Below are 23324 nucleotides of genomic sequence, written 5' to 3'. Positions count from 1 at the left end.
GAGATTCCTCTGCTTATTTTTTGTTTATTGGTTTTGCTGATATGGCGACTGGTCTTGCAATGTAGAATGGAACTGCTGATAGGACTGCTGGATTTTCTGGGCATCTTCAGCCTCCACCTTGTACCATCCGTTTTGAAACATCACCTGGTACAATCTGCGCTGAACGTTTTGAGCCTCGTTAAACAGCGGCTGAACGGCCTGGTAAAGCGATTCATGGCTTAATTCATTAAGCGCCGTCGAGTATGCTGACGTCATATATTTTTCGGTTGTCAGCAGTTCGTTGACAAAATCCCTGTCGTTCATCGCGCTGGTCTTCGGGACAGGGGTTTCCTGATTGCCGATTTTCTGTTGGTTTTGCTGATTCATCATTGACCTCCTATTGCATGTATGCTGACGGATTTTGCGTTTGATTTTGACGAAGCTGCTCCAATATCACATTGTAATGGTGATGGTGCATTTGTCCGACCCTGTCGAGTTCTGTTTTAAGAGACTGATCCTGGCATTGATCCGCCATAAAATGCGCTTTTTTCATCGCGAGCAAGTTCCAGTTCAGCATATCCTGCAAATACAGATGATCCTTTGTTGAAATGACCGGCGGCGGTGTTGTCATTCCTTGCTGATGTTGCATGCGTCTGCCTCCTTTTAGCATTCGTTTATTTTTAGATTTCCTAACACCAGGAAAATTTATACCGGATGCTTAAAGGGGCTTAATGATCTTCAGGAACATCCATATTATGCTTTTTATATTGCTGGTTTTGGCTTGTCCGTTTTCCGCCCGCATCCGCCTTTTTATAATCCGGACCTGCATTGCCTTTTATGCTTGCGGCGCTGACTGCGGCTGAAGATGGATTTTTTCTTTCACGTACCAAGGCCTTCACCTCCTCTCTATTGGTTTGTCCCAAAAGCGGGGAAACATGTAAACGCGGCAAAATGATACCCGATGAAAAAATTTCAGAAATTTTGCACCAAGTTATTGAACTCGCTTCCAAAATCTTTTAAGATGAAAGAAGACAGGAGAGTTTTATTTTTTTGGAGTAAAAATGAATGAGTATTCATTCAAAGGTGGGGGAGGATCTTTCATGGTCAAGCATATTCGAAAAGCCGCCGTTATCGGTTCAGGTGTAATGGGTTCCGGAATCGCGGCTCACTTAGCCAATATCGGGATTCCTGTTTTACTGCTCGATATGGTGCCGCGTGAATTAACAGATGAGGAAAGGAAAAAAGGCCGCACCCTTGAAGACCCGGATGTGCGCAATCGGTTGGCACGGTCAGCCGTACAAAAGCTGCTAAAGCAAAAACCGGCTCCGCTGACATCAAAGAAGAATATCAGCCGTATCAGCACAGGGAACATGGAAGACGATTTTGAAAAAATTAAAGATGTCGACTGGATTATTGAAGTTGTTGTCGAAAACCTGGAGATTAAGAAGCAAGTGTTTTCAAAGGTCGATCAATACAGAAAACACGGAAGCATCGTCAGCAGCAATACATCAGGCATCTCCGTCAGGCAGATGGCGGAGGGAAGGTCCGCTGATTTTAAAAAGCACTTTTTAGGAACGCACTTCTTCAATCCGGCCCGCTATTTAAAGCTCCTTGAGGTGATTCCGATTGACGAAACGGATCCCGGCGTGCTGGCCTTTATGAAGAAATTCGGCGAAGACGTTCTTGGCAAAGGGGTTGTTGAAGCGAAAGACACGCCAAACTTTATCGCCAACCGCATTGGAACCTACGGCTTGCTTGTGACGGTTCAGGAAATGCTGAAAGGCGGCTACACGATAGGCGAAGTCGATTCGATTACAGGTCCGCTGATCGGACGCCCGAAAAGCGCAACCTTCAGAACGCTCGATGTCGTCGGCCTTGATACATTTTCACACGTAGCCAAAAATGTCTATAACCAAGTCACGGGCGAAGAAAAAAACGTTTTCAGGCTGCCTGAATTTATTGAACAAATGCTCGAAAAAGGCTGGATCGGAAGCAAAGCGAAACAAGGTTTTTATAAAAAAGAAGGAAAAGACATCCTTGAGCTTGATCCGATGACGATGAATTACAGCCCACGTCAAACATTAAAAACATCGGGACTTGAAGCGGCCAAGCAAATGAAAGGCGCAGGAGCGAGATTGAAAGCGCTTATTTACTCCGATGACAGAGCGGGAAGCCTCCTTTGGAACATTACAGCTCCGACGCTTGTATATTCGGCAGAGCTGACAGGAGAAATCGCTGACAGCATAGCGGCGGTTGATCAGGCGATGAAATGGGGATTCGGCTGGTCGGCAGGGCCGTTTGAAATGTGGGACAGCATCGGTGTGAAAAACGCGGTGCAAAAGCTTGAAGCAGGGGGCTGGAAGGTCGCGGACTGGGTGAAGGAAATGCTCGCAAAAGGACATGAGACCTTCTACCTTAAGGAAAACGGAAAGACGTTCTATTACTGTTTTGAAAGCGGCGAATACAGGGCGCTTCAAGAAAACAAGAAAACGATCCATTTGTCATCACTCAAAGAAACAAAAGGCGTCATCAAGAAAAACAGCGGGGCAAGTTTGATCGATTTAGGCGATGATGTCGCACTGCTCGAATTTTATTCGAAAAGCAATGCAATCGGCCTTGACATCATCCAAATGCTTAAATTTGCTCTCGAGGAAGTAGACGCCAACTATAAAGGGCTTGTGATCGGCAACCAGGGCAAGAATTTCTGCGTCGGGGCCAATCTCGCGATGATGCTGATGGAAGCTCAAGACGACAACTATATGGAAATTGATATGATCATCCGTCAGTTCCAGGAGACGATGATGAAAGTGAAATACAGCTCCAAGCCGGTCGTCGCTGCCCCATTCGGCATGACGCTTGGCGGGGGGACTGAGCTTTGTCTGCCTGCTACCCGTGTTCAAGCCTCAAGCGAGTCATACATGGGCCTCGTTGAAACAGGCGTCGGTCTGATTCCGGGGGGCGGAGGCAATAAAGAGCTTTATTTAAATTACTTGAAGGGGCTGCCTGAAGGCGTTAAACCGGATATCCAAGAGGCCGCCATCAAGACGTTTGAGACAATTGCCCTTGCAAAAACGTCGACTTCGGCTCAAGAAGCGAAAGAGCTGAACATCTTAACCGCAGAGGATCAAATCAGCATCAACCAGGATCACTTGTTATACGATGCCAAAAAACTCGTCCTGACGCTTTCCGAAAGCGGCTACCGTCCGCCGGTGAAAAAGAAAGTCCCGGTGACGGGCGAAACCGGCTATGCGGCGCTCCTGCTCGGTGCTGAATCGTTAAAACTGTCCGGCGCCATCTCTGAACACGACATGAAGATAGCGAAAAAGCTGGCGTTTGTCATTGCGGGCGGCAGGGTTCCATTCGGCGCTGAAGTAACGGAAGAATACTTGCTCAATTTGGAAAGGGAAGCATTTTTGAGCCTTGTAAGTGAACCGAAATCACAGGCGAGAATGCAACATATGCTTGTGAAAGGCAAACCTTTGCGTAATTAAGGAGGGAAAACAATGAAAGAGGCAGTTATTGTATCGGGAGCGAGAACCCCGATCGGAAAAGCAAAAAAAGGCTCATTGAGGGCTGTCCGTCCCGATGATTTAGGCGCATATGCCGTGAGAGAGACGCTGAAAAGAGCGGGCGGTTATGAAGGGAATATCGATGATTTAATCATCGGCTGCGCTACGCCGGAAGCCGAACAAGGCTTGAATATGGCACGCAATATCGGCGCGCTTGCCGGTCTGCCACACACAGTTCCGGCCGTTACGATCAACAGATATTGTTCATCAGGACTTCAATCAATCGCTTACGGGGCCGAAAAAATCATGCTTGGAGCAGCCGACACGATCATTGCCGGCGGCGCTGAATCGATGAGCATCGTGCCGATGATGGGGCATATCGTCAGACCGAACGCGGCGCTGGCGGAAACGGCTCCTGAATATTATATGGGAATGGGCCATACGGCTGAACAGGTTGCCGTCAAATACGGCGTTTCCAGGGATGATCAGGATGCATTTGCCGTCAACAGCCATCAAAAAGCAGCCAAGGCGATTGCGGAAGGAAAGTTCGAAGATGAAATCGTCCCGGTGGACGTCACCATCAGAGAAGTGGATGAACATCACAAGCTGAAGGAGCGGACGTTTACTTTCTCTGCCGATGAAGGTGTACGCCCGGGGACAACCAAAGACGTTCTGTCAACGTTAAAACCGGCGTTTTCGGCGGACGGATCGGTTACGGCAGGGAATTCATCTCAGACGAGCGACGGGGCTGCCGCAGTGATGATCATGGACAGGGAAAAAGCGGACGCACTCGGGTTAAAGCCCCTCGCAAAATTCCGTTCGTTCGCAGTCGGCGGCGTTCCGCCGGAAGTGATGGGCATCGGGCCTGTTGAAGCAGTCCCAAGGGCGCTGAAGATGGCGGGACTTGAGCTGTCAGATATCGGTTTATTCGAATTAAATGAGGCGTTCGCATCACAAGCGATCCAGGTCATCAGGTCGCTTGGCATCGATGAAGAAAAAGTCAATGTCAACGGCGGAGCGATTGCGCTCGGACATCCGCTCGGCTGCACGGGAACAAAGCTGACGCTGACATTGATCCACGAAATGCGGCGCAGAAGCGAGCAATTCGGCGTTGTGACAATGTGTATCGGCGGAGGCATGGGAGCAGCAGGGGTATTCGAATTAGTTTAATCACAAGGGGGATGGAACAATGGAACAAACAAAAGATCATATGAAAAAAGGCGGCGCCTTTCTAATTGAAGAGGTAACAGCTGATCAGATGTTCACACCGGAAGATTTCACAGATGAACATAAAATGATCGCCAAAACGACTGAAGATTATATTCTCGGAGATGTTCTGCCGTACATCGACGAAATTGAAGAGCACAATTTCGATCACTCTGTCAGGCTTTTGAAAAAAGCCGGCGAACTCGGGCTTCTCGGAGCTGACGTTCCTGAAGAATATGGCGGACTCGGACTCGATAAAATCAGCTCGGCGCTGATCACCGAAAAATTCTCAAGAGCGGGGAGCTTTTCGTTATCGTACGGGGCACACGTGGGGATCGGCACGCTTCCAATCGTATTTTTCGGAACCGAGGAGCAAAAGAAAAAGTATCTGCCGTCCCTTGCAACAGGGGAAAAATTTGCAGCCTATGCCTTAACAGAGCCGGGCTCCGGGTCTGATGCATTAGGGGCAAAAACAACGGCCGTTTTGAATGAGGCGGGAACCCACTATATATTAAATGGCGAAAAGCAATGGATTACAAACTCAGCCTTTGCTGATATTTTCGTCGTCTATGCGAAAATAGACGGCGAACATTTTTCGGCCTTCATTGTAGAAAAAGATTACGCAGGCGTTTCCACAGGGCCTGAAGAGAAAAAAATGGGCATCAAAGGCTCATCGACCCGCACGCTCATCTTAGACCAGGTTCAAGTTCCGAAAGAAAACCTTTTAGGGGAACCGGGAAAAGGGCATGTCATCGCCTTCAATATTTTAAATATCGGCCGCTATAAGCTGGCTGTCGGGACAATCGGCGCTTCCAAACGGGTCATCGAGCTGTCCGCTTCATACGCCAATCAGCGCCAGCAATTTAAGACGCCGATTTCAAGATTCAGCTTAATCGGGGAAAAAATCGCCAATATGTCAGCCAAACTTTATGCGATGGAAAGCTCTGTTTATCGTACGGTCGGGCTGTTTGAAGACAAAATGGGCACTTTGAGCGAAGAAGAGCAAAAAGACGGGCGCCAAGTCGCGAAATCGATCGCTGAATATGCAATCGAATGCTCCCTTAACAAAGTATTCGGATCTGAAACGCTTGATTATATCGTTGATGAAGGCGTTCAAATCCACGGCGGTTACGGATTCATGCAGGAATACGAAGTGGAGCGGGCTTACCGCGATTCACGGATCAACCGGATTTTTGAAGGCACAAACGAAATCAACCGCCTCATCGTCCCGGGCACCTATATGAAAAAAGCGATGAAAGGCGAGCTTCCTCTGTTTGAGAAAGCAAAGGCACTTCAGGAAGAACTGATGATGCTCATGCCTGAAGAACCAGGTGACGGCGTTCTCGAACAGGAAAAGTATCTGCTGAGAAACGCCAAAAAGACCGCGCTCATGATTGCGGGACTCGCCGCGCAAAAATACGGAAAAGCGCTCGACCAGGAGCAGGAAATCCTCGTTAACATCGCCGACATTGTCAGCCAGGTCTACGCGATGGAAGCAGCTATTTTGCGTACTGAAAAAGCCATCAAGGCAACCGGCGAAGACAAGAACGCCCAGAAAATTCTTTATACGCAGATTTTTGCACAGGAAGCTTTTCAGGAAATTGAAAGCCATGCCAAGGAATCGCTCATCGCGATGGAATCAGGCGATTCGCTGCGCATGATGCTGTCCGCGCTCCGCAAATTGACGCGCTTTACGCCTGTCAACGTCATTGAGAAAAAGCGCCAGGCAGCTAAGGAAGTCTTTGAAGCTGAGAAATATATCGTATAAACGAAAGCCCTGCTTTAGGCGGGGCTTTTAAGCTTCTATAGAATCAAGCACTGTTTTAGGTTTTTCATTCGATCTATGTTAAAATTACCTCGATTAAATGAGAGGGGTGTATGTATGGCTTTGGATTTTTACTGGTATCCGAAATGCGGGACATGCCGCAAAGCGAAAAAATGGCTCGAAGACCACGGAAAAGAAATCAATGGGATACATATCGCAGAACAGCCGCCGAGCAAGGAAAAACTGAAAGAGCTCTACGAGAAAAGCGGGCTTGAATTGAAGAAGTTTTTCAACACGAGCGGCCAAAAATACCGCGAACTGGGCTTAAAGGACAAGCTGCAAAGCATGTCTGAAGATGAGCAGCTGGAACTGCTGGCTTCGGACGGTATGCTGATCAAACGCCCGATTACGACAGACGGCAGTAAAGTAACGGTCGGTTTTAAAGAAGATCAGTTTAAGACATACTGGTTATAACACATCAAAATATGATATCTTCAATGTAGGATCGATTAAAACACTTTATGGAGGGGTTAGCATGAGCACACCGAAAGAGTTGCGTTATTCAGAAGAACACGAATGGGTGAAAACAGAAGGAGATAAAGTCAGAATCGGCATTACAGACTTCGCCCAATCCGAACTTGGAGACATCGTATTTGTCGAGCTTCCTGAAGTGGGAGACGAAATCAAGGCGGACGAGCCTTTTGGCAGCGTTGAATCCGTAAAGACCGTATCTGAGCTGTATGCCCCGATCAACGGAAAAGTGGTCGAAGTGAACGAAGATTTGGAAGACAGCCCTGAATTCGTCAACGAGTCTCCGTATGAAAAGGCATGGATGATTATTGTCGAGCCGTCTGATGCTTCTGAAATCGAAAATCTGATGACAGCCGAGCAATATGAGGACATGATAAAAGAAGACTAAGGATTATTCAGGATAGCTGTTCGTCGTTTGGATACTCTATATCAAGAGGGGGTGTCCAAATTGACGCTGAAAAAAGAACGTATTGATATTACAGAACATGTGGAAAGCCGATTAAAAAACGGTGGAACGCAGCTGTATCATGAAAATGAGCTGATCGGCCGAATGACCGGCAAGGATCAATACGAGTTGAAATCTGGATATTCATTCCAAGATGAAAAGTTTTACAAAATGGCGGATACCGTAAGCGGACCGGATGCTAAATATGTAGACTGTGATGACCACCAAGGCTGGTGTTAATCAAGTCAGGCGGTGAATATTCACTGCCTTTTTTTACAAGTAAATCTTTAAAGGTGATCCATATGCCGGAAAATGAAAAAGTCATGATCGTCGAAGGGAAATCAGATAAGCAAAAAGTGAAGCATGTCATCGAAGAGCCCGTGGACATCATTTGCACAAACGGAACGATCAGCCAGGCAAAACTCGATGAATTCGCCGAGACGCTGTTTGATAAAGACGTTTATATCCTGGTGGATGCCGATGAATCAGGCGAAAAGCTCCGCCGTCAGCTGAAGAGGGAGCTCCCCCAAGCTTCGCATCTATACATCGATAGAGTATATAAAGAAGTCGCTTCCGCCCCGAGTCAGCATGTTGCAGAAGTATTATTTCGTTCAAACATCCGGGTACATACAAAATATCTATTATAAAAAGTATTGAGGTGCGGTTCAACAGATGCAAGAACTTCAAGAAAAAGAGCTAAAACGGCTTGAGCATGAAACCTGTCTTCTATATGTATACACGCCGTTCTGCGGAACGTGTCAACTGGCCGGAAGAATGCTGGAAGTCGTTGATGAAATGATGAAGGACATTCCTTTTTATAAAAACAATCTCAATTATTCCCCGTCATTTGCCAAGGAGCAGGAAATAGAAAGCGTTCCGTGTTTTATCCTTTACAAAAACGGGCGAGTCGTCAAAAAAGAATACGCTTTTCACTCCGTTTCCTACTTATATGATACGATTAAACAAAATGTTGTGGATTAAGGGCGGTTTTGACATATTTCTCGGGAAATAACCAGCAAAAACTTGTCGAGCAATTCCTAAAGGAACTCCTGCGGCAGACAGAGAATCTGTAAGTATGACCAATTTACAGGAGGTTATACAGTTGGAGAAAATGGGATTGATAGAAAGAGAGGACAAGGCTCTTTTTTTAAAACCTCTATTATCTACAACGGCTTTGCTGATTACGTTTCAAGGCGAGAAAGAAGCTTTTACGTTAGCGATCAACGAAAAAGGGGAAATGGAAAAATCTTCTCCCGTAGAAAAAGCTCATTTGACCTTTTTTGGAGAGCAAAGCGAGATTATTGACCTTCTACACGGTGATATTTCGTTGCAGCATCTCGTACAGCGCGGCACTGTTAAAGTGAAAGGCTCTTTCAGAGCTTTATTGAAGCTTGAAGCGATTTTATGGCTGACGGACGGCTTCTTTAAAAACAGCGATCTTTATTCATAGACTTATTAAAAATTTGAAAAATCGGCACATTCCGTGTATAAGTCAGACAGGGACGGGCGTTTGCGTTCGTCTCTTTTCGCCGTAGGCCGATTGTCTTAAGAAAAATAGTTGACAACTATTTTTCCGCATGATATCCTACTTTAAGAATTCCGATCATAATAATCAAAAAATAAATATATGTTTCTCTTATCCAGAGAGGTGGAGGGAAGTGCCCTATGAAACCCGGCAACCATCAACACGTGTTGAAATGGTGCCAATTCACGCGAAGCATTATGCTTTGAAAGATGAGAGAAAGGCCCAGACTATTCAAAAGCCTTTCTGCTCATGTGTGCAGAAAGGCTTTTTTCATTGTTTGATCAGGAATTTAGACAACTATGAGAATTGAGCAAGAAAGCAGGTGATGGCTTTTGATAAATCTTCAAAATGTTTCAAAGATTTATCGGTCAAAGCATGGAGATGTCAATGCTGTCCAAGATGTCACCCTTACGATTAAAAAAGGTGAAATCTTCGGAATTATTGGATATAGCGGAGCTGGAAAAAGCTCCTTGATCCGTCTCTTGAACGGACTTGAACAGCCGACTTCAGGTACGGTTGAAGTAGCCGGCAGAACAATCAGCGAGATCAAAGGGAAGAAGCTGAGGAATGCAAGGCAGGAAATCAGCATGATTTTCCAGCATTTCAACCTCTTGTGGTCAAGAACGGTGCGCGACAATATTGCGTTTCCGCTGGAGATCGCCGGTGTCAGCAAAGCAAAACGTCTGAAAAGAGTCGCTGAACTGATTAAGCTTGTCGGTCTTGAAGGCAAGGAAAACGCCTACCCTTCACAGCTTAGCGGAGGGCAAAAGCAGCGCGTCGGCATCGCACGGGCGCTCGCAAACAATCCGAAAGTTCTCTTATGCGATGAAGCGACATCAGCGCTTGATCCGCAGACGACTGACTCGATCCTGGGTCTTCTGTCCGATATCAATGAAAGGCTCGGGCTGACCATTGTCCTGATTACTCATGAAATGCATGTCATTAGGAAAATCTGCCACAGAGTGGCCGTCATGGAAAACGGAAAGGTCGTAGAAGAAGGCGATGTGCTGAACGTATTCCTCAAGCCGAAGGAAGAAATGACAAAGCGCTTTGTTCAGCAGGTAACAGAACCGGTGGAAACAAAGGAAACGCTGAAGCATTTCCTCGAAGAAACGACATCCGGACGGACGATCAAGCTCACCTTCGTCGGTGAAGCAGCCGAATCGCCGCTGATCACGCAGATCATTCGGAAGTTCAATGTTGAAGTCAACATCCTTCAAGGCAAAATCTCGCAAACTCAGGACGGCGCATACGGTTCATTGTTCATTCATGTCGACGGACATGAAAACGAGGTCAATGATGTGGTCGATTTCATCAAGAGCCGCCAGGTAGAAGCAGAGGTGATCACGAATGTTTGAAAAACTGTTTCCAAACGTAGATATGGAGCAGCTGTGGGAAGCTACGTATGAAACGATATATATGACAGGAATTTCCCTATTGTTTGCTTTTATCATCGGAGTGATTCTCGGTATGCTGCTGTATTTGACTTCGAAAGGAAACATTTGGCAGAATCGGGTCGTTAACGGTGTAATATCGGCAATTGTCAATGTGTTCAGGTCTATTCCTTTTATTATATTGATTATTCTGCTGCTCGGTTTCACAAAGTTTTTAATGAACACGATCCTGGGGCCGAACGCCGCACTTCCGGCTTTGATTATCGCATCGGCTCCGTTCTATGCCCGCCTGGTTGAAATCGCTTTGCGCGAAGTTGATAAAGGTGTGATTGAAGCGGCGAAATCAATGGGAGCCAAAACATCGACGATCATATTTAAAGTGCTCCTGCCCGAATCGATGCCGGCGCTGATCTCAGGCATTACGGTTACGGCGATTGCACTGATCGGTTCGACGGCGATGGCCGGAGCAATCGGTTCAGGCGGACTCGGGAACCTTGCCTATGTAAACGGTTTTCAGATGAACAATCCCGATATTATACTCATCGCCACTATTTTCATCTTAGCTATTGTGTTCATCATCCAGTTTATCGGGGATTTTATAACAAATAAATTAGACAAACGTTAGGGAGGACATCAACATGAAAAAAGGTTTATTAACAGCTTTATTCATCATTTTTGCAGGCGTTTTGGCCGCTTGTGGATCTTCCAGCAGCGAAGGAGATAAAGACAGCAAAGTCATCACAGTCGGAGCGACGCCGACGCCTCACGCTGAAATCCTTGAAGAAGCAAAGTCGCTTTTGAAAGAAAAAGGCTATGAGCTTAAAATCAAAAATTTCACGGACTACAAACTGATCAACAAAGCGCTCGCAACGAAAGATCTTGATGCGAACTACTTCCAGCACGTCCCGTATCTTGAACAGGAAATGAAAGAAAATAAAGATTACGATCTTGTCAACGTCGGTGCAGTACACCTTGAGCCATTCGGCATTTACTCTAAAAAGTATAAATCTTTAAAAGACCTTCCTGACGGTGCAAAAATTATTATGAGCAACAACGCCGCTGAACAGGGCCGCATGCTTGCAATGCTTGAAAATGCGGGACTGATCAAGCTGAAATCAGGCATTGAAAAAGTGGATGCGACAGTAAAAGATATTACAGAAAACAAGAAAAACCTAAAAATCAAAAACGATGTGGCGCCTGAAATGACGGCAAAAGCATACGAAGCCAATGAAGCTGACGCAGTGTTCATCAATGTGAACTATGCGATCCAAAACAAGCTGAATCCGAAAACTGATTCAATCGAACTTGAGTCTCCAAAAGACAATCCTTACGCTAACATCATCGCCGTCCGCAAAGGCGACGAAGATTCTGACAAAGTGAAAGCTCTGATGGACGTATTGCGCTCTGATGACATCAAAAAGTTCATCGACAAAAAATATCAAGGTTCTGTCATTTCTGTATCTGAATAAATAAAAGAACACCCCGGTTTCGGAGAAAACCGGGGTTTTTTCGCGTATTTTTTGAAAAGAGGCTCATAATAAAAAAAGACTACCAACTGAAAATGGAGGAACAAAACGTGAATCAGCATGAATCAGAAGGCATTATCGAATCCGCACTGCACGAATATAAGGCGGGGATCGGCATCTTTTCCGAAAAAATGCCCGGAATTGCCGCCAAATACAACGAATTTACCGAAGAGTGCTTTAAAAAAGGCGTGCTCAGCGAAAAGGATAAGCAGCTGATCGCACTGGGCATAAGTGTCAATACGCAGGATGAATATTGCATTATTTATCACATCAAGGGCTGCCTGGATTGCGGAGCATCGGAGGAAGAAATTCTTGAGGCAGTCGGTGTAACTGCGGCATTTGGCGGAGGCGCGGCCATGAGCCAAGCCGTCACGCTCGTTTTGCAGGCGATGGAAGAATTCCAGCAGATGAAGCATTGATTTTTCGACCGTGAAAGCATATTGAAAGCACACACATCTTTGCAGAGTTTGTATATAACTGGTACTATGTAAGAAAATCTCTGAAAGGATGATTCATTATTTGTTCAAGCCAAGATCAGCTTGACCTTGAATTCACGGCCGAAATGGAAAAAGCGATGCACAAGTCGCATGGAATGGGATATGAGGAGTACAGCAGAAGCCATGTGAACCGACTTGAAGTTGAGAAAAGGCGCGAAGAGCAGTATCAAAAAAGCAAGCAGATCATATCAGACTTACACATGATCGGATAAAACGCGGAGGGCGGATGTCAATCCGTCCTTCTCTATGTTCCAGAAGCCGCTTGACCATAATTGCAGGAAAAGGTAAAATTTAAATATGAATACATGATCATATATTTAAAGGGGGGATTTATGATGGCCCATTCTCACGGTCACACAGGCCACAGCCACCATGGCAGCCGATCAGCAAATCAAAAAGCGCTGTTCATCAGCTTCGGTTTGATTTTTACTTTTATGATGATTGAAGTGATAGGCGGGATATTGACGAACAGCCTCGCTTTGCTGTCAGATGCGGGACATATGCTCAGCGACGCTGCAGCGCTTGGTTTCAGCCTCTTGGCGTTTAAAATTGGGGAAAAGGCCGCAAGCGCGAGCAAAACATTCGGCTACAGGCGCTTTGAAATTTTGGCTGCGTTTATCAATGGCCTCACCTTGCTTTTGATTTCACTTTATATTTTTTGGGAAGCATATAATCGCTTTTTCAGCCCGCCGGAAGTCGCCGGGAGTGGCATGCTCGCGATTGCAACGATTGGTTTGTTCGTCAACATTGCTGCAGCCTGGATATTAATGAGGAGCGACACAAGCGGGAATTTAAATATGCGGAGCGCTTTTTTGCACGTCATCGGCGATATGCTGGGCTCTTTCGGGGCGATCATCGCGGGCCTACTTATGCTTTTCTTCAATTGGAATATTGCCGATCCAATCGCGAGCGCCGCCGTCGCGGCTTTGGTTCTTGTCAGCGGGTGGCGGGTGACGAAAGAATCGGTGCATATATTAATGGAAGGAAAACCGAAAGACATTGATGCGGAAGCTCTTAAAAACGGCCTGCTTTCCATTCCGTCAGTCAGGGAGGTTCACGACCTCCACATTTGGTCGATCTCATCTGATATGCCGTCATTAAGCTGTCATATCGTGGCAGACGAAAACTGTGACAGGGATAGAATCTTAAAACAAGTATCAAAATATCTAAAGAAAGAATGCAACGTGGACCATGTGACGGTTCAAATAGAAGGGGAGCGCTGTTCCTGTCATGAGCCGTGCAGCCTGGGAGCAAACCGTTCCCGCTCGTAATGACGGATATGCCGCTGTTTTTCAATAGCTTGGTAATTGTAAGGTCCGCATCTCTGACTCGGGAAGTTTTCTTGCCCCAATCTCTTTAAGAACAAAACGTTTTTTGTTAAACTTGAGAACATGTACACGAAAGATAGGAAGACTATTGTTGTATTCAATTTTCATTTGTTATAAAATTAGAATGAGAATAAATTGAGAATGATGATTATATATATTGGAGGTATATTTCATGGCTGCTTCGACATTAACAATCAAAGATCTTCACGTTGAGATTGAAGGAAAAGAGATTTTAAAAGGTGTAAACCTTGAAATAAAAGGCGGGGAATTCCACGCTGTAATGGGACCGAACGGAACGGGTAAATCAACTTTATCCGCGGCGATTATGGGACATCCTAAATACGAAGTGACAAAAGGAAGCATCACGCTTGACGGCAAGGACGTTCTGGAAATGGAAGTGGACGAGCGCGCTCAGGCCGGTCTGTTTTTGGCTATGCAGTATCCGAGTGAAATCAGCGGTGTTACAAATGCCGATTTTCTCCGTTCAGCGATCAACGCGCGCAGAGAAGAAGGCGACGAGATTTCTTTAATGAAATTCATCCGCAAAATGGACGAAAACATGGAATTTCTTGAAATGGACCCTGATATGGCGCAGCGCTACCTGAACGAAGGTTTTTCAGGCGGTGAGAAAAAACGCAACGAAATCCTTCAGCTAATGATGATCGAACCGAAAATCGCGATTCTTGACGAAATCGATTCAGGTTTGGATATCGACGCCCTTAAAGTCGTTTCAAAAGGAATCAACAAAATGCGCGGCGAGAACTTCGGCTGCCTGATCATCACGCACTATCAGCGCCTCTTGAACTACATTACGCCTGACCACGTGCACGTCATGATGCAGGGCCGCGTTGTGAAATCCGGCGGACCTGAACTTGCACAGCGCCTTGAGGCTGAAGGATATGACTGGATTAAGCATGAGCTTGGAATCGAAGACGAAACTGTCGGTCAAGAAGCGTAAGCGTTAGGGGGATAAACATGACATTGGAAACTAAACTATCTGTAGATCGGGAATATGTCAAAAGCTTCTCTGAGAAGCACCAGGAACCGGCATGGCTGCAAGATCTACGCTTAGAAGCGCTTGCAAAAGCAGAAGATCTGCCGTTGCCGAAACCTGATAAAACAAAAATTGCAAATTGGAATTTTACACGGTTTGATAAGCATACTGTAGAAAATAAACCGCTTGATTCTTTGGATGATCTTTCAGATGAGGTCAAATCGCTGATCGATCTTGGAAATGAAGACAAAACGCTTTATGTCCAAAGAGACCAGACGCCGGCTTACCTTTCTCTTTCAAAAGAGCTGCAGGATAAAGGCGTTATCTTTACAGATATTCATACTGCGTTCCGCGAACACGGCGAGCTTGTCAAAAAATACTTTATGAAAGACGGCGTAAAAGCCGATGAGCATAAATTAACTGCATTGCATGCAGCGCTTCTGAACGGCGGAGCCTTCCTTTACGTTCCGAAGAACGTCGAACTGGAAGCTCCGGTGCAAGCTGTTTATGTCCATGAAAGCAATGATACAACGCTCTTCAACCATGTGCTTGTCGTTGCAGATGACAACAGTTCAGTCACATATGTAGAAAACTACATCAGCACGGTGAACCCTAAGGAAGCGGTCTTTAACATCGTGTCAGAAGTGATCACAGGCGCGAATGCCCGCGTGCAATACGGTGCAGTCGACAACCTCTCCGCAGGGGTAACGGCTTATGTCAGCCGCCGCGGAACTGCACTCGGACGCGACAGCAAAATTGAATGGGCGCTCGGTTTGATGAATGATGGAGACACCATTTCTGAAAACACGACAAATCTGCATGGAGACGGCACATTCGGCGATACGAAAACGGTTGTCGTCGGCAGAGGAGAACAGACTCAAAACTTTACAACGCAGATCATTCACCACGGAAAGCATTCAGAAGGCTATATTTTAAAACACGGCGTTATGAAAGATTCCGCATCTTCGATCTTCAACGGTATCGGAAAAATTGAACACGGCGCGTCAAAATCAAATGCAGAGCAGGAATCACGCGTTCTTATGCTGAGTGAAAAAGCGCGCGGCGACGCAAACCCGATCCTTTTAATCGATGAAGACGATGTAACGGCAGGACACGCTGCATCCGTCGGCCGCGTCGATCCGGTTCAGCTCTACTATTTGATGAGCCGCGGAATTCCAAAAGAAGAAGCAGAGCGCCTCGTCATTTACGGCTTCCTCGCACCGGTTGTCAATGAACTTCCGATCGAAGGCGTGAAGAAGCAGCTGGTCTCTGTGATTGAAAGGAAAGTAAAATAATGAATGCTAAAGATATTCGCGAACAGTTTCCGATTCTCAGTCAACAGGTCAACGGACATGATCTCGTTTATTTGGACAGCGCGGCTACCTCGCAAAAGCCGCGCGTCGTCATCGAGACGATTGATGAGTATTACAACTCTTACAATTCCAATGTCCATCGCGGCGTTCATACATTAGGAACGAAAGCAACGGATGGTTATGAAGGAGCACGTGAGAAGGTCAGGAAGTTTATAAACGCGAAATCGATGCAGGAAATTATTTTTACAAGGGGTACGACAACGGCCCTGAACACGGTTGCGCTCAGCTATGCCCGCGCAAACCTCAAGCCCGGTGATGAAATCGTCATTACACCGATGGAGCACCATGCGAATATTATTCCGTGGCAGCAGGCTGTCAAAGCAACCGGCGCCACGCTGAAGTACATTCCGCTTCAGGAAGACGGAACCATTTCCCTGGACGATGTCAGGGAAACGGTGACGGAAAATACAAAAATCGTCTCAGCTGCGCATGTTTCAAACGTTCTTGGTACGATCAACCCGATTAAGGAAATGGCCAAAATCGCGCATGAGAACGGCGCGGTCATGGTCGTAGACGGTGCGCAAAGCACGCCTCACATGAAAATTGACGTCCAGGATTTGGATTGCGATTTCTATACGTTTTCAGCCCACAAAATGTGTGGTCCGACCGGAATCGGGGTATTGTATGGAAAAAAAGCATTGCTTGAAAACATGGAACCTGCAGAATTCGGCGGAGAAATGATCGATTTTGTCGGTCTTTACGAATCGACTTGGAAGGAGCTGCCTTGGAAATTCGAAGCCGGCACACCAATTATTGCCGGTGCGATCGGATTGGGAGCGGCGATTGACTTCCTTGAAGACATCGGACTTGACGAAATATTGGCGCATGAACACCGTTTGGCGGCATACGCTCTGGAGCGCTTTAAAGAGCTTGAAGGCGCTACTGTCTATGGTCCGGCTGAACGTGCAGGACTTGTGACATTCAACCTTGAAGACGTTCATCCGCACGATGTGGCAACCGTACTTGATGCAGAAGGGGTCGCCGTCAGAGCCGGCCATCACTGCGCACAGCCTTTGATGAAATGGCTGAACGTTTCCGCCACTGCAAGAGCAAGCTTTTATCTGTATAATACGGAAGAAGACATCGACAAACTGATTGAAGCTCTTCAGAAGACAAAGGAGTATTTCACAAATGTCTTTTAATGTGAACTTGGATACACTGTATCGCCAGGTGATAATGGATCACTACAAAAACCCGAGAAACAAAGGGGTTTTAAATGACAGCATCGTCGTTGACATGAACAACCCGACATGCGGGGACCGAATCAGACTGACGATGAAGGTAACGGACGGTAAAGTAGAAGATGCAAAATTTGAAGGTGAAGGATGCTCAATCTCAATGGCTTCTGCGTCCATGATGACCCAGGCGATCAAAGGGAAAGACGTGGAGACCGCCCTTCAGATGTCACAGATCTTTTCAGATATGATGCAGGGCAAAGACTACGACGATTCGATCGATTTAGGCGATATTGAAGCCCTGCAAGGCGTTTCAAAATTTCCGGCCCGGATTAAATGTGCAACATTGTCATGGAAAGCCCTTGAAAAAGGTGTTTCCAAAGAAAACAGCGATAACGAATAAAGATTGGAGTGAAAATGGATGGCTAAGAAAATGCCGGATATCGGCGAATATAAATATGGTTTTGCCGACAAAGACGTTTCCATTTTCCGTTCAGAGCGGGGATTGACAAAAGAAATCGTTGAAGAAATTTCACGCATGAAAGAAGAGCCAGAGTGGATGCTCGACTTTCGCCTGAAATCTCTTGAACACTTCTACAATATGCCAATGCCGCAATGGGGCGGAGATTTAAACTCATTAAACTTTGATGAAATCACGTACTATGTAAAACCTTCTGAGCGTTCAGAAAGATCATGGGACGAAGTTCCTGAGGAAATCAAACAGACATTTGACAAACTCGGGATCCCTGAAGCTGAGCAAAAATATTTGGCCGGTGTATCCGCGCAGTATGAGTCAGAAGTCGTTTACCATAACATGAAAGAAGACCTTGAGTCTCAAGGGATCGTCTTCAAAGACACAGACAGCGCCCTCAAAGAAAATGAAGACATTTTCCGCGAGCATTGGGCAAAAGTCATCCCGCCGACTGACAACAAGTTTGCGGCCTTGAACTCAGCGGTATGGTCAGGCGGATCATTCATCTACGTGCCAAAAGGCGTAAAAGTTGATACTCCGCTGCAAGCATACTTCCGCATCAACTCAGAAAACATGGGGCAGTTCGAACGGACGTTAATCATTGTAGACGAAGGCGCTCACGTTCACTATGTAGAGGGATGTACAGCACCTGTATATACAACGAATTCCCTTCACAGCGCGGTTGTTGAGATTATCGTTAAAAAAGGCGGATACTGCCGTTATACAACGATTCAAAACTGGGCGAACAACGTCTTCAACCTTGTGACAAAGCGTGCGGTCTGTGAAGAAAACGCGACGATGGAATGGATCGACGGAAACATCGGCTCCAAGCTGACAATGAAATATCCTGCCGTTATCCTGAAAGGCGAAGGCGCGCGCGGTATGACGCTTTCTATCGCCCTTGCAGGAAAAGGACAGCATCAGGATGCCGGTGCGAAAATGATTCACCTTGCACCGAATACGTCATCCACAATCGTTTCAAAATCGATCTCAAAACAAGGCGGAAAAGTCACATACCGCGGAATCGTCCACTTCGGACGCAAAGCCGAAGGCGCCCGCTCAAACATCGAGTGCGATACGCTGATCATGGACAACAAATCAACTTCTGATACAATCCCATACAATGAAATTTTGAACGACAACATTTCATTGGAACACGAAGCGAAAGTATCAAAAGTATCTGAAGAGCAGCTATTCTACTTGATGAGCCGCGGTATTTCTGAAGAAGAAGCAACAGAAATGATCGTCATGGGCTTCATCGAGCCGTTCACAAAAGAACTGCCGATGGAATACGCAGTCGAAATGAACCGTCTTATCAAGTTTGAGATGGAAGGGTCTATTGGTTAATAATTAAAGATAAAATTTGAAATCGATTAAGATTTGATTGCTACCACAGGAAATATAGTATGACCGTAGATATAATAAACTCCATTGATCGGCCTTTAATCTGCAGTGGAGTATGTATCTGCGGTCTTTTTTTAGTTGAGTGCCTCGATTTTAGCCCTCCTCTTAGATTCCTTTTAATGCAAAACAATTTATTTTGATAGTAGAATAGTAATCTAAAACACCTTCTGATAAGATTAGGATTAGATATTTAAGGGGGAATTAGGATGCAGCAAGCAGAAAGAAAAAACCGATATCACGAATTAACTTATAAAAGAGGATTTTTAATAACAGATAAAGAGGTATCCCCGCCAAATGATTATTGGAAAAAGAAAAAATTTGATAAATTCTTAATATATTTCGATCCGTTAAATGATTTAACTCATTTTCAACAAAACGGCAAATGGATAATGGTATTAGGACATGTTATTGATGTTTTAAATAATACTATGGATAAACATTTTATATGTGGAAAGTTACTGCAGAAATTAAGCCTGTCTGAAAACGATTTTTATGATTATTTAGATGAATTATCAGGAAGGTATTTTATTATGTTTCATAATAGAGGAACAACGAAAATCCTTTCTGATGCAACGGGTATGAGAAGTATAATCTATTCAAACAAACAGACTGTAATCGCTTCCCATGTGAAAGTTGTGGAATCGATTATTGGTTCAAATCCTTCACAAGTAATAAAGAGAGATTGGAAAAAGAAATTTTCTAGCTATGCTTTTCCAGGCCATTTCACTCCTTTTGAGGATATTTATTTTTTGACACCTAACACATTATTAGAAATAGAGACTAAAAGAGTGAAAAGATTTTTTCCAAGAGAGCCATTGGAATTGAAAAATGCGAATGATATTGCAGCAGAGGTTTCAGCTCTTGTTAAAACACAATTGGCTCAACTATCTAAAGGAAAAAATAAACTTATTTTTTCTCTCACTGCAGGAATTGATAGTAGATCAACATTGTCTTTAACAAAAAACTTCATCGACAAGATTCAATTTTTCACTTATTATAAGTTATCGAAGAACCTTCCAGATGGCGTTAAATCATTGGAAATTGACAGGAGATTAGTGGGGGATATTGTTAATAACCTTAATTTGAACCATATATTTATCCCCTTAAGAGAAGATGAAAAAACGGAAGATTATTTGGAGTTTATCGAAATGATGAAGAATAATACGATTAGCCCCCATAGTTATAGGTTGGCTAAATTTTATTATGATAATTTTCCAAAAGAAGCACTGCATATCCGATCAAATATTTTAGAAATAGGCAGATATTTTTATAGGAATAAGCTTGATTTGCCTGAAATCGCCGATGCTAAAGCCCTTGCGCGATGTTATTCTCCAGCAGCTTCAGATGATTTGGAAGTTCAATCTTTATTTTCTGAATATTATAATGTTGTTGAAATGGAAAATATCTTTAACTATGATCCATTTGATATATTCTATTGGGAGTATAGGATGGGGGTTTGGCATTCGCAGATTCTTTTGGAAAGTGATGTAGCACACGATACATTTATACCATTTAACTGTAGACGAATTTTAAAATTAATACTCTCTGCTTCTGCTTCAGATAAGAAAAATAACACTGTTTTCCATCGGATGATTTCAACCAATTGGAATGTTTTGAACTATTGGGGAGTTAATACATTAGTAAAACCTATAGATAGACTTGATAAACAAGCTGATGACTATGGGCTGTCCCTTGAAAGCTTAGAACTAAATAGCAGTTCAATACTTGGTGGCCATAGTGTTGATTTTAAATATAAGAACCTGGGCTATAAGGCAAAGTTTTATATTGACAAAAGCGACCCGAAAAAAGGAGATCACGTTGATGCGAGCGTCCCTTTATATACACCAGGAGATAGTCTTTATCATTGTATAGTTCAGATACGGTCACCCTATGAAAATAGAAAAAATCAAGGAAGGCTAAAGTATCAATTGTTGTTAAATGATAACATGATTCTAGAAGAGGATATTGCTTTGTGGAAAGAAAGCAATCAAATAAATATTCATTTTAAAACCCTAAATGAAAGGTCAACACTTACTATTAGGATAATTGCAGTAAAAGACTGTGAAAAATGGAACTGGGGAAAAGCAGGAGCTATTATAATTGAGAGAGTCGTATTAAGAAAAAGTGACAAAAAAATCGAATTAATAGATGCAACGAGCCCATTTTCAAATATTATAAAAAAATAGAGATTATTTGATTACTATTACCGGCAGTCGAAGAGATTCATTGTTTAAGCCTGCAAACAATTAATACAGTTCATGAAGGGGGATCATGTCCCCTTTACCATCGATTTTCATTTTTGTTTCTTTCTTGTTAAAAAGGCAAAGTGTTTTTTGATCAGGTTATGGTTATTAGGCATAGTAGTTAACTGTTGCTAAAAGATTAAAAGGAGAAGTTTTGTACATTAAAATTAAGGATTCCGAGTACTCAAAGAGCTATACATTTTTATAACATGGCTTTCTGACAGTCTGGAGAAGATAAAAGAAAACCAAAAAATCTCCACTCCGCCCAAACCTTTATATTTGAAAAGCTTAACTCAAGAACGTTTAAAATTCTTTATAAATGCACGCCTGAAGATATCGATATATTCTTCAAAGTAAATTTGCAATTATTCAATTATTTGAAAACCGAGATTTATAACCAAGGAATTTTTGAATGTTTAATGCAGAAAATACCAACTGATGGAGGCTGCACACAAAGTTGGTAATTTACATTCTTACCACTTACAACGGCAGGAATTTTAACTTAAAGGGATGTTGAGTTCGCTGTTTTTATCTCTGTTATTTATGCTGATTTTTAAATATCGTAGGTTGGTTTACTTACTTCTCTGACCATTTTAATCATCTGATATTTACAATTATTGGAAATTATAAATATTTTCATTAAGTGAAACTCCTACTATTAATCAGAAAGGGTTTTTTCATGAAAGTAGCTATAAGGGCTTTGGTCTTAGCCGTGATTTTAATTGGGCAGTTTTTTTTTGACAGTACAGAAGCCTTTGCTATGCCTTCCAAAGGCGCGGTGAAGTTCAGGACGGATGCCAATACATATACGAAATCAGCCACTTCGATCGTTGTGACGGGAAAAAGTCCTGTTACGGGGACGATGATTGCCGTCAGGCTGATCAATAAAAAAGGAACTGTCCTGATCTATCGAGATGTTCATTTAACACGCGGAAAACCTCATTTTCGGGTGAGCTTCCCGACGAAAAAGCTGAAGCCAGGCAAGTATGACGTCTGGGTGGATGCCGTCAAAGGAAAGAAGTGGCACGGGGAATTGAAGCGCTACATTGTCATCAAACATTGAGCTCCTTTATGATGAACGGAGGGCTGTGTAATGACTGTCGTGGGTTTTTGCGTCTTATTATGTTCTGCATTTATCCATGCATCGTGGAACTACCTTTCTAAAAAAGCCGATGGAGGCGTTCCGTTTATCTGGCTGTTCACAGCGATTGCAGCCGTTGTCTACACGCCTCTGGCCATAGGTGTTGTCATATATGAAAAGCCTGAGATTGGCATCTGGCAGCTTGTCATCATCATGGCGAGCATCCTTGCTCACTTGGGCTTTTTTCTTGTTCTTCAAAAAGGGTACAAAAAGGGCGATCTTTCTCTCGTCTATCCGATTGCGAGGGGGACAGGCCCGCTGCTAACCTGCGTGCTGGCGGTCGCCGTTTTTGGCGAGTCATTGACGCCGCCCGCTATTATAGGGATTCTTTTGATTGTGATCAGCATTCTTTTTTTCACGGGGGGAGTCAAGCGGTTAAAAGAATCAGGCTCGCTCACACCGGTTTTTTACGGGCTGGCGGTCGGCGGTATTATTGCCGCATATACCCTCCTTGATAAAGCAGCGGTCAGCCGGTTTCTCATTCCGCCATTGCTGCTGGATTATTGCAATACGCTCGGCCGTCTCATCATCTTGACTCCTTTTGCCGCGAAAAGCTGGAGTGAAGTCCGGTTTGAGTGGAAGCATCACCGGATGGAAGCGGTCGGGGTCGGGGTTTTTAATTCTTTGGCTTATATTTTGGCGCTGAGTGTTATGGTATTTGCTCCGGTCAGCTATGTGGCGCCGGTTCGGGAAATCAGCATTTTAATCGGAACCGTGATGGGGGCGGTTCTTTTGTCTGAAGGTTTCGGACGACTGAGGATCATCGCGGCTGTCTTAATGGTGCTTGGCGTGATATCGGTAGCCGTTGGTTAGGTTG

At 44.5% G+C, this 23324-nt stretch carries 25 protein-coding genes and 1 riboswitch; of the genes, 22 read left to right on the top strand and 3 right to left on the bottom strand.

Features of this window, described 5'->3' with window-relative positions:
- Positions 1–24 precede the first annotated feature (24 nt).
- The 3 genes from MKX80_RS18105 to MKX80_RS18095 all read right to left on the bottom strand — a co-directional run bounded on the left by MKX80_RS18105 (position 25) and on the right by MKX80_RS18095 (position 869).
- Positions 25–366 (bottom strand): spore coat protein, encoded by a 342-nt coding sequence (locus tag MKX80_RS18105; protein ID WP_043927161.1) that lies wholly within the window; start codon positions 364–366, stop codon positions 25–27.
- 10 nt (positions 367–376) lie between these two features.
- Positions 377–628 (bottom strand): hypothetical protein, encoded by a 252-nt coding sequence (locus MKX80_RS18100; protein WP_043927159.1) that lies wholly within the window; start codon positions 626–628, stop codon positions 377–379.
- Positions 629–707: 79 nt separating this feature from the next.
- Positions 708–869: a YuzL family protein gene (locus MKX80_RS18095; protein ID WP_020452884.1), complete on the bottom strand. Its 162-nt coding sequence runs from the start codon at positions 867–869 to the stop codon at positions 708–710.
- 210 nt (positions 870–1079) lie between these two features.
- On the opposite strand from MKX80_RS18095, the gene MKX80_RS18090 reads away from it, so the two are divergent.
- The 22 genes from MKX80_RS18090 to MKX80_RS17985 all read left to right on the top strand — a co-directional run bounded on the left by MKX80_RS18090 (position 1080) and on the right by MKX80_RS17985 (position 23320).
- Positions 1080–3470 carry a 3-hydroxyacyl-CoA dehydrogenase NAD-binding domain-containing protein gene (locus MKX80_RS18090; protein WP_339227321.1) on the top strand — a complete coding sequence of 797 codons (2391 nt, stop codon included), beginning with the start codon at positions 1080–1082 and terminating at the stop codon, positions 3468–3470.
- A 12-nt stretch (positions 3471–3482) separates the two neighbouring features.
- On the top strand, positions 3483–4658 hold the full coding sequence (locus tag MKX80_RS18085; RefSeq protein WP_154998216.1) for an acetyl-CoA C-acetyltransferase: 1176 nt from the start codon (positions 3483–3485) through the stop codon (positions 4656–4658).
- A gap of 19 nt (positions 4659–4677) precedes the next feature.
- Positions 4678–6462 carry an acyl-CoA dehydrogenase family protein gene (locus MKX80_RS18080; RefSeq protein ID WP_154998218.1) on the top strand — a complete coding sequence of 595 codons (1785 nt, stop codon included), beginning with the start codon at positions 4678–4680 and terminating at the stop codon, positions 6460–6462.
- Between the two features lie 114 nt (positions 6463–6576).
- Positions 6577–6933, top strand: a complete 357-nt coding sequence (locus MKX80_RS18075) for an arsenate reductase family protein (RefSeq protein ID WP_003185068.1) — start codon at positions 6577–6579, stop codon at positions 6931–6933.
- Positions 6934–6994: 61 nt separating this feature from the next.
- The gene (gene gcvH, locus MKX80_RS18070; RefSeq protein WP_020452879.1) at positions 6995–7378 is read left to right on the top strand and encodes a glycine cleavage system protein GcvH; all 384 of its coding nucleotides are present in this window, start codon (positions 6995–6997) and stop codon (positions 7376–7378) included.
- A 60-nt stretch (positions 7379–7438) separates the two neighbouring features.
- Positions 7439–7675, top strand: a complete 237-nt coding sequence (locus MKX80_RS18065; protein ID WP_003185065.1) for a YusG family protein — start codon at positions 7439–7441, stop codon at positions 7673–7675.
- A gap of 62 nt (positions 7676–7737) precedes the next feature.
- Positions 7738–8082, top strand: coding sequence for a toprim domain-containing protein (locus MKX80_RS18060; protein WP_003185062.1), 345 nt, complete (start codon positions 7738–7740; stop codon positions 8080–8082).
- A gap of 25 nt (positions 8083–8107) precedes the next feature.
- Positions 8108–8416: a thioredoxin family protein gene (locus MKX80_RS18055; protein ID WP_154998220.1), complete on the top strand. Its 309-nt coding sequence runs from the start codon at positions 8108–8110 to the stop codon at positions 8414–8416.
- Positions 8417–8537: 121 nt separating this feature from the next.
- Complete coding sequence (locus MKX80_RS18050) at positions 8538–8885, top strand: SCP2 sterol-binding domain-containing protein (RefSeq protein WP_043927151.1); 348 nt, start codon at positions 8538–8540, stop codon at positions 8883–8885.
- 183 nt (positions 8886–9068) lie between these two features.
- Positions 9069–9176, top strand: a riboswitch (SAM riboswitch).
- A 116-nt stretch (positions 9177–9292) separates the two neighbouring features.
- Positions 9293–10318 (top strand): methionine ABC transporter ATP-binding protein MetN, encoded by a 1026-nt coding sequence (gene metN / locus MKX80_RS18045; protein WP_154998222.1) that lies wholly within the window; start codon positions 9293–9295, stop codon positions 10316–10318.
- Positions 10311–10979: a methionine ABC transporter permease gene (locus MKX80_RS18040; RefSeq protein ID WP_003185053.1), complete on the top strand. Its 669-nt coding sequence runs from the start codon at positions 10311–10313 to the stop codon at positions 10977–10979. Before metN ends, MKX80_RS18040 begins: the two co-directional genes overlap by 8 nt.
- Before the next feature lie 13 nt (positions 10980–10992).
- Positions 10993–11823 (top strand): methionine ABC transporter substrate-binding lipoprotein MetQ, encoded by an 831-nt coding sequence (gene metQ, locus MKX80_RS18035; protein WP_154998224.1) that lies wholly within the window; start codon positions 10993–10995, stop codon positions 11821–11823.
- A gap of 92 nt (positions 11824–11915) precedes the next feature.
- Positions 11916–12299: a carboxymuconolactone decarboxylase family protein gene (locus MKX80_RS18030; RefSeq protein WP_016886133.1), complete on the top strand. Its 384-nt coding sequence runs from the start codon at positions 11916–11918 to the stop codon at positions 12297–12299.
- A 413-nt stretch (positions 12300–12712) separates the two neighbouring features.
- A complete protein-coding gene (locus MKX80_RS18025; RefSeq protein WP_216929609.1) occupies positions 12713–13648 on the top strand; it encodes a cation diffusion facilitator family transporter in 936 nt (311 codons plus the stop codon).
- 229 nt (positions 13649–13877) lie between these two features.
- A complete protein-coding gene (gene sufC, locus MKX80_RS18020) occupies positions 13878–14663 on the top strand; it encodes a Fe-S cluster assembly ATPase SufC (protein ID WP_003185044.1) in 786 nt (261 codons plus the stop codon).
- A gap of 17 nt (positions 14664–14680) precedes the next feature.
- The gene (gene sufD / locus MKX80_RS18015) at positions 14681–15994 is read left to right on the top strand and encodes a Fe-S cluster assembly protein SufD (RefSeq protein WP_182070101.1); all 1314 of its coding nucleotides are present in this window, start codon (positions 14681–14683) and stop codon (positions 15992–15994) included.
- The gene (gene sufS, locus MKX80_RS18010) at positions 15994–17214 is read left to right on the top strand and encodes a cysteine desulfurase SufS (RefSeq protein ID WP_268313438.1); all 1221 of its coding nucleotides are present in this window, start codon (positions 15994–15996) and stop codon (positions 17212–17214) included. Before sufD ends, sufS begins: the two co-directional genes overlap by 1 nt.
- On the top strand, positions 17204–17650 hold the full coding sequence (sufU, locus tag MKX80_RS18005; RefSeq protein ID WP_182070103.1) for a Fe-S cluster assembly sulfur transfer protein SufU: 447 nt from the start codon (positions 17204–17206) through the stop codon (positions 17648–17650). Before sufS ends, sufU begins: the two co-directional genes overlap by 11 nt.
- A gap of 18 nt (positions 17651–17668) precedes the next feature.
- Positions 17669–19066: a Fe-S cluster assembly protein SufB gene (gene sufB, locus MKX80_RS18000; RefSeq protein ID WP_020452865.1), complete on the top strand. Its 1398-nt coding sequence runs from the start codon at positions 17669–17671 to the stop codon at positions 19064–19066.
- 263 nt (positions 19067–19329) lie between these two features.
- Positions 19330–21309 (top strand): hypothetical protein, encoded by a 1980-nt coding sequence (locus MKX80_RS17995; protein WP_182070104.1) that lies wholly within the window; start codon positions 19330–19332, stop codon positions 21307–21309.
- Positions 21310–22045: 736 nt separating this feature from the next.
- Positions 22046–22429: a hypothetical protein gene (locus MKX80_RS17990; protein WP_182070105.1), complete on the top strand. Its 384-nt coding sequence runs from the start codon at positions 22046–22048 to the stop codon at positions 22427–22429.
- Positions 22430–22459: 30 nt separating this feature from the next.
- Positions 22460–23320 (top strand): DMT family transporter, encoded by an 861-nt coding sequence (locus MKX80_RS17985; RefSeq protein ID WP_154998237.1) that lies wholly within the window; start codon positions 22460–22462, stop codon positions 23318–23320.
- The last annotated feature ends 4 nt before the right edge of the window (positions 23321–23324 follow it).

Origin of the sequence: Bacillus sp. FSL K6-0972, assembly GCF_037976035.1 — a bacterium.
Classification (GTDB): domain Bacteria; phylum Bacillota; class Bacilli; order Bacillales; family Bacillaceae; genus Bacillus; species Bacillus haynesii.
Note: the sequence above shows the minus strand (reverse complement) of the source record. Positions and strands in the feature narration are given on the sequence as shown.